This is a genomic window from Acidovorax sp. SRB_24, from assembly GCF_012931925.1.
This window is the reverse complement of the sequence record NZ_MWOM01000110.1, coordinates 1-7,051: the sequence shown is the minus strand read 5'-3', so window position 1 is coordinate 7,051 and position 7,051 is coordinate 1. Positions and strand designations below refer to the sequence as shown.

Annotated in this window: 6 protein-coding genes; 2 read left to right on the top strand and 4 right to left on the bottom strand. The window is 71.6% G+C overall.

The annotated features are described in order from the left end of the window. The first annotated feature begins 1 nt into the window (after position 1). Together glpK and proC are read left to right on the top strand one after the other, a co-directional pair. A complete protein-coding gene (gene glpK / locus B2J89_RS20370; protein WP_169170687.1) occupies positions 2-1,495 on the top strand; it encodes a glycerol kinase GlpK in 1,494 nt (497 codons plus the stop codon). Positions 1,496-1,562: 67 nt separating this feature from the next. After that, positions 1,563-2,405, top strand: coding sequence for a pyrroline-5-carboxylate reductase (gene proC / locus B2J89_RS20365; protein WP_169170686.1), 843 nt, complete (start codon positions 1,563-1,565; stop codon positions 2,403-2,405). Positions 2,406-2,470: 65 nt separating this feature from the next. On the opposite strand, the gene ubiA is transcribed toward proC, so the two are convergent. The 4 genes from ubiA to ligD all read right to left on the bottom strand — a co-directional run. Then, positions 2,471-3,340 carry a 4-hydroxybenzoate octaprenyltransferase gene (ubiA, locus tag B2J89_RS20360; RefSeq protein WP_169170685.1) on the bottom strand — a complete coding sequence of 290 codons (870 nt, stop codon included), beginning with the start codon at positions 3,338-3,340 and terminating at the stop codon, positions 2,471-2,473. A 78-nt stretch (positions 3,341-3,418) separates the two neighbouring features. Next, entirely contained in the window at positions 3,419-3,919 is a 501-nt protein-coding gene (locus B2J89_RS20355; protein ID WP_169170684.1) for a Dps family protein, read from the bottom strand. A 109-nt stretch (positions 3,920-4,028) separates the two neighbouring features. Beyond that, the gene (locus B2J89_RS20350) at positions 4,029-4,994 is read right to left on the bottom strand and encodes a LysR substrate-binding domain-containing protein (RefSeq protein ID WP_169170683.1); all 966 of its coding nucleotides are present in this window, start codon (positions 4,992-4,994) and stop codon (positions 4,029-4,031) included. Between the two features lie 104 nt (positions 4,995-5,098). Next, positions 5,099-7,051 (bottom strand): DNA ligase D (gene ligD, locus B2J89_RS20345; protein ID WP_169170682.1); only part of this gene is annotated, 1,953 nt, incomplete at its 5' end.

The window sequence follows — 7,051 nt, the reverse complement described above, 5'->3', positions numbered from 1 at the left end:
CATGACCTACCTTCTCGCCCTCGACCAAGGCACCTCCAGCTCGCGCAGCATCGTGTTCGATGCGCGCGGCAACATCGTCGCCCAGGCGCAGCTCGAGCTGCCGCAGATCTACCCGCGCCCCGGCTGGGTCGAACACGACCCGATGGAGATCTGGCGCACCCAGCGCGCCACCGCACAGGCGGCGCTGGCCCAGGCCGGCATTGCCGCAAGCGCCGTGCGCGCGGTCGGCATCACCAACCAGCGCGAGACCACCGTGCTCTGGAACCGCGCCACCGGCCAGCCGCTGCACCACGCGATCGTCTGGCAGGACCGCCGCGCCGAGCCCGCCTGCGCCGACCTGCGCGCGCGCGGCCTGGCTGCCACCGTCCAGCAGAAGACCGGGCTGCTGATTGATGCGTACTTCTCGGGCACCAAGCTGCAGTGGCTGCTCGACCATGTGCCCGGCGCGCGCGCACAGGCCGAGCGCGGCGAGCTGGCCTTTGGCACGGTCGACAGCTGGCTGGTCTGGAACCTCACGCAGGGCGCGCGCCACGTGACCGATGTCAGCAACGCCAGCCGCACGATGCTGTTCAACGTGCGCAGCAACCAATGGGACGACGAGCTGCTGGCGCTGCTGCGCATCCCGCGCGCGCTGCTGCCCGAGGTGCTGCCCTCGGCGGCCGACTTCGGCCACACGCACGCCGACGTGCTGGGCAGCGCCATCGCCATCGGCGGCGTGGCCGGCGACCAGCAGAGCGCGCTGTTCGGCCAGGCGTGTTTTTCCGCCGGCATGGCCAAGAACACTTATGGCACGGGGTGCTTCACGCTGGTGCACACCGGCGAGCGCTTCCAGACCTCGACCAACGGCCTGCTGACGACCAGCGCCGCGCAGACCAGCGCGCGGCCGGAGTTCGCGCTGGAGGGCAGCGTGTTCGTCGGCGGCGCCGTGGTGCAGTGGCTGCGCGACGGCCTGCGCGCCATCGATGCGAGCAGCGAGGTGCAGGCGCTCGCCGAGAGCGTGCCAGACGCGGGCGGCGTCGTGATGGTGCCGGCGTTCACGGGCCTGGGCGCGCCGTACTGGAAGCCCGAGGCACGCGGCAGCATCACGGGCCTGACGCGCGGCACCACGCTCGCGCACATCGCGCGCGCCGCGCTCGAGAGCATCGCCTACCAGAGCGCCGCGCTCTTGCAGGCCATGGGCCGCGACGCCGTGGCCGCGGGCGGGCGGCCGGTGAGCGAGCTGCGCGTGGACGGCGGCGCCTGCGTCAACGACCTGCTGATGCAGTTCCAGGCCGACCTGCTGGGCATCCCGGTGGTGCGCCCGGCCGTGATCGAGACCACGGCGCTGGGCGCGGCCTACCTGGCGGGGCTCGCGAGCGGCGTCTATGCCGGCACCGACGAGCTGGCGCAGCTCTGGCGCGCCGAGCGCCGCTTCCTGCCCACCATGGACGCGGCGCAGGCGCAAGAGCGCATGGCGCGCTGGGAACACGCGGTGCGCCAGGCCACGCTCGAATAGGGCGGCGGCGGCCACCCCGGGGCGTGCGAGCCGCTACCATGGATGCCCCATTTGCCGACATCCCGCCATGAACCCGACCCCTGCCGCCCCCCCCTCTTCCGACCCGGCCATCGCCTTCATTGGCGGCGGCAACATGGCCAGCGCCATCATCGGCGGCCTGGTCCGCCAGGGCGTGCCGCCCGGCCAGATCGAAGTGGTCGAGCCCTGGGAAGGCGCGCGCGCCGCGCTGCACCAGCAGTACGGCATCGTCGCCCAGGCGCTGCCCGGCCCGCAGCTCGAGCGCGCCAGCCTCGTCGTCTGGGCCGTCAAGCCGCAGACCTTCAAGGAAGCAGCGCTGCTGGCGCGCTTTCACACGCGCGCGGCCGTGCACCTGAGCGTGGCCGCCGGCATCCGCAGCGGCAGCATCGCGCGCTGGCTCGGCAGCGAGCGCATCGTGCGCGCCATGCCCAACACGCCGGCGCTGATCGGCAAGGGCATGACGGCGCTGTATGCGCGCCCCGCCGTGAGCGCCGCCGAGCGCCAGGCGGTGGAGCAGGCCATCGCCAGCACGGGCGAGCTGCTGTGGGTGGCGCAGGAGCCGCAGCTCGACGCCGTGACCGCGCTCTCGGGCTCCGGCCCGGCCTATGTGTTCTTCTTCCTCGAAGCCATGGCCCAGGCGGGCACCGACATGGGCCTGCCCCGCGAGCAGGCGCTCCAGCTGGCCGTGGGCACCTTCGCCGGCGCCTCGGAACTCGCGCGGCGCTCCGACGAGCCGCCCGAGCTGCTGCGCCAGCGCGTCACCTCCAAGGGCGGCACGACCTATGCGGCCATCGAATCGATGGAGCAGGACGGCGTGCAGCGGCAGTTCATGCGCGCCCTGCACGCGGCCCAGCAGCGCGCGCGCGAGCTGGGCGACGAGTTCGGCGATTGATTTTTCGGTGAAATCCGGCTCCACCGCTGATACAGCAAGCGCTGGCAGCTATCAAAATCAAAGCATCAGCGCAGCGCGTATCCGCCGACCACACCGGCAAACAGCGTGAAGCCGATCCAGTGGTTGACGCGGAACGCGCGGAAACACCCCTCGCGCGTGCGCCCGCGGATCAGCGTCCAGTGCCACGCCACCTGCGCCAGCACCAGCCCAAACGCTCCATAAAGCGGAGCGCCCAGCGCAAGCGGCACCAGGGCTGCAGCCCAAAAACCCACCAACAACAGGTAGAACAGCACGATGGCCGCGACATCGAAGCGCCCGAGCGTGATGGCCGAGGTCTTCATGCCGATCTTCAGGTCGTCGTCGCGGTCCACCATCGCGTATTCGGTGTCGTAGGCCAACACCCAGAACAGGTTGCCCAGCCACAGCAGCCAGGCCAGGGCCGGCACCTCGCCCTGCACGGCGGCGAACGCGATCACGATGCCGAAGTTGAAGGCAATGCCCAGCACCGCCTGCGGCATCGCAAAGAAGCGCTTGGTGAACGGATAAAGAATGGTCACCAGCAGCGCCGGCACCGACCAGGCCACGGCCACCCAGTCGGTGGTGAGCACCAGCGCGAGCGAAATGAGCGACAGCACGGCGCCCACGGCCAGCGCCTCTGTGACCGAGACCTGGCCCGAGGTGATGGGCCGGTGCGCCGTGCGCTTGACATGGCGGTCGAAGTCCCGGTCGGCCACGTCGTTGATGCAGCAGCCGGCGCTGCGCATCAGGACCGTGCCCAGCACGAACACCGCCAGCAGGTGCCAGCCCGGAAAACCCTCCGCCGCCACCCACAGCGCGCTCAGCGTGGGCCACACCAGCACGAGCCAGCCGGCAGGCCGGTTCCAGCGGATCAGGTCGAGGTACAGGGCAAGGCGGTGGCGAACGGCGGAGGGCATGGCAGTCAGGGCAAAGGGAGGAGCAGAAACGAAAAAACGGCGCCGCGCGCACAGCACGCGGCGCCGCCAGGGCGGGTTTTATTCTTCGAGCAGCGAGCGCAGCATCCACGCGGTCTGCTCGTGCACCGTCAGGCGCTGGGTCAGCAGGTCGGCCGTGGGCTCGTCGCTGGCCTTGTCGGCGGCGGGGAACAGCCCGCGCGCGGTGCGCGCCACGGCCTCGTGGCCCTTGACCAGGATGCGCACCATCTCCAGCGCCTTGGGCGGCACCGAAGGCGCGTCGGGCACGCTGGCGAGCTGGCCGAACTCGGCGTACGAGCCCGGCGCCACATGGCCCAGCGAGCGGATGCGCTCGGCGATCGGGTCGACCGCGTTCCACAGCTCGGTGTACTGGCCCATGAACATGGTGTGCAGCGTGTTGAACATCGGCCCGGTGACGTTCCAGTGGAAGTTGTGCGTGGTCAGGTACAGCGTGTAGGTGTCGGCCAGCAGGCGCGAGAGGCCTTGCGCGATGGCGGCACGGTCCTTCTCACCGATGCCGATGTTGATGTGGGTCGCCGATGACTTGGATGCCTTGGCCATGGGGTCTTCTCCGGAACGGGGTTGGAAACAGGGGCTGCGCTGTGCGCGCGCCAAAACACTGTAGCGCAAGGCCGGCGCGCGGCCGGCCAGGTCGCAGCATGCCGCCGGCTCACGACAGGCGCGTGACGCCCGGCAGCTCGCAGGCGTAGACCGCGTTGCGCAGCGCGGCGATGGCTTCGTAGCGCGTGAAGCTGCGCCGCCACACCAGCACCACGCGGCGCATCGGCGGCGCGCTGCCGTCGGCTTCGCGCACCGGCAGGTAGCGGATGTGGGTCTCGTCGCCCTGGCGCCGGCGCGAGGCCGTGAGCAGCGCGTCGCGCGGCACCGACAGCCGCGGCACCAGCGTCACGCCCATGCCGGCGGCCACCATGTGTTTGATGGTCTCCAGCGACGAACCCTCGAACGTCTTGCGGATGCCCTCGGCGTTGCTCGCGTAGCGCGCGAACTCGGGGCAGACCTGGAGCACATGGTCGCGAAAGCAGTGGCCAGCGCCCAGCAGCAGCATGGTCTCGTTCTTGAGCTCGGCCGCCGTCACGCTTTTCTGCGCGGCCAGCGCGTGCGTGCTCGGCACGGCGGCCAGGAAGGGCTCGTCGTAGAGCGGCGCCATGGCCAGGCCGGTGTCGGGAAAGGGTTCGGCCAGGATGGCGCAGTCGATCTCGCCGGTGCGCAGCATCTCCAGCAGCTTGACCGTGAAGTTTTCCTGCAGCATCAGCGGCATCTGCGGCGTGCGCGCGATCGAGTGGCGCACCAGCTCGGGCAGCAGGTACGGGCCGATGGTGTAGATCACGCCCAGCGTGAGCGCGCCGGCCACGGGGTCCTTGCCGCGCCGCGCAATCTCCTTGATGGCGGCCGCCTGCTCAAGCACGCTTTGCGCCTGGCGCACGATCGCCTCGCCCAGCGGCGTGACCGAGACCTCGCCCGCGCTGCGCTCGAACAGCTTGACCTCCAGCTCTTCTTCGAGCTTCTTGACGGCCACGGACAGCGTCGGCTGCGAGACATAGCAGGCGTCGGCGGCCTTGCCAAAGTGCTTCTCGCGGGCGACGGCGACGATGTATTTGAGTTCGGTCAGGGTCATGGCAGCACAGCGCGTTGAAGGGGGCCTGTGCATTGTGCGTGCTGCGGCCCGTATTGGCGCACCGCCGGCCGGACCCCGGGCCTGTCCGGCGCTCTGCGCCAGCGCTAGTCCGGGGCCTGCGGCGCATAGCCGAGCGCCCGCATCGCCGCCCCCAGGGCGCTGGCTGCGCCCGCATAGCCGTGCCAGGGCGTGTTGCCCAGCGCCAGGCGCTCGGGCGCACTGCGCACCGTCCACTGCGCGCTGCCCGTGAGCGTGGGCAGCTCGTCCCAGGCGATGGGCACCGAGACGCCCATGCCAGGGCGCGCGCGCGGCGTCCAGGCGCACGCCGTGGTGGCGCCCCAGCCGTTGCGCAGGTAGTCGACAAAGATCTTTCCGACGCGGTTGGCCGGCCCGCTCTTGGCCACGAAGCGCTGCGGAATGGTGCGCGCCAGGTGCCGCACCACGGCCTGGGCAAAGCCCTTGACCGTGTCCCAGCCGTGGCGCCGCTGCAGCGGCACGACCACGTGCAGCCCCTTTCCGCCGCTGGTCTTGAGGAAGGCCGGCAGGCCCAGCTGCTCCAGCAGCACCTGCACCAGCTGCGCGGCTTCGCAGACGGCGCTCCAGGGCACGCCCGTGCCCGGGTCGAGGTCGAAGGTCATGCGGTCGGGGCGGTCCATGCGGTCCTTGCGCGCGTTCCAGGTGTGGAATTCGATCACGTTCATCTGTGCGGCCGCCACCAGCGCCTGCGCGCGCACCACCTCGAGCAGGGCCGGGTGCGCGGGCTGCGTGCCCGGGGCAATCGTCGCCATGCCCGGCAGGTGGCGGGTGTCCATGTGCTTTTGAAAGAACAGCTCGCCGCCCACGCCCTCGGGCGCACGCACCACCGCCACCGGGCGCGCCTGCAGGTGCTCGAACATCAGCGGCGCCACCGCCGCGCAGTAGCGCACCAGCTCGATCTTGGTGGTGCCGCTGGCGGGGTCGACCACACGCTCGGGGTGGGTGATGGCCAGGCCCTGCACCTCGGCCGGCGCGGCCCGGGCGGAGCGCGCGGGCGCCGGCTTGGCGGCAGAGGGGGCGCGGGCCGGCGCACCGGCTGGGCGCGCGCCCAGCGCCAGCGCCTGCTCGCGCACCACGGCCTGCGCCGGCTTGTCTTCGCGCAAGCCCTGGAACACGGCGTGGCGCACGCGCCCGGCCTCGGTCCAGCCGGCAAACGACACCTCGGCCACCAGTTCGAGCCGCACCCAGTGCACGCCGCGCGCGGGCAGCGCGCGCGGCTGCGCAAACGGGCTGTCCGGCACCTCCAACGTCGCCAGCCGCCGGTGCAGATCGCGCAGCGCCTGCTCCTTGAAACCGGTGCCGACGTTGCCGGCGTAGCGCAGCGTGCCGTCGGGCGCGTGCACCCCGAGCAGCAGCGACCCGAGCGCGGTGCGCGCGCCCTGCGGGTCGGTGTAGCCGCCCAGCACGAATTCCTGCCGCAGGCTGCACTTGAGCTTGATCCAGTCGGTGCTGCGCTCGCCCGTGTAGGGCGCGGCAATGCGCTTGCCGATCACGCCCTCAAAGCCCAGCCGGCAGGCCGATGCGACCAGATCCCGCGGCGCGGCCTCGAACGCCTCGCTGAAACGCACCGCAGCGGCACCGGAGCGGTCCGGTGCCGCACCGGCCGGGGCCAGCAGCGCGCGCAGGCGATCGCGCCGCTGCCACAGCGGCAGGGCCCGCAGGTCCTGGCCATCGGCAAACGGCAGGTCAAAGGCGTAGTACACCGGGCGGCCGCTGCCGCGCCCGGCAAAGGCGTTTTGCAGAGCCTGGAAGTCGGGCAAGCCCTGCGCATTGAGCACCAGCACCTCGCCATCAATCCAGCCCGAGCGCAGCGGCAAGGCGGCCAGCGCCTGCGCCAGCGCCGGCAGGCGCGCGCTCCAGTCCTTGCCGCTGCGCGTGAACAAGCGCGCCTGCCCGCGCTCGATGCGCCCCAGCAGCCGGTAGCCATCGAACTTGAGCTCGAACAGCCACTCTTCGGGGTGCGGTGGCGGGCCGTCCACCAGGGTGGCCAGTTGCGGCGCGAGGAACGCGGGCAGCGCGGC

What these genes read in the sequence shown, in the direction of transcription:
- glpK (WP_169170687.1), top strand. Translation starts at nt 2, where the DNA reads ATGACCTACCTTCTCGCCCTCGACCAAGGCACCTCCAGCTCGCGCAGC.
- proC (WP_169170686.1), top strand. Translation starts at nt 1,563, where the DNA reads ATGAACCCGACCCCTGCCGCCCCCCCCTCTTCCGACCCGGCCATCGCC.
- ubiA (WP_169170685.1), bottom strand. Translation starts at nt 3,340, where the DNA reads ATGCCCTCCGCCGTTCGCCACCGCCTTGCCCTGTACCTCGACCTGATC.
- B2J89_RS20355 (WP_169170684.1), bottom strand. Translation starts at nt 3,919, where the DNA reads ATGGCCAAGGCATCCAAGTCATCGGCGACCCACATCAACATCGGCATC.
- B2J89_RS20350 (WP_169170683.1), bottom strand. Translation starts at nt 4,994, where the DNA reads ATGACCCTGACCGAACTCAAATACATCGTCGCCGTCGCCCGCGAGAAG.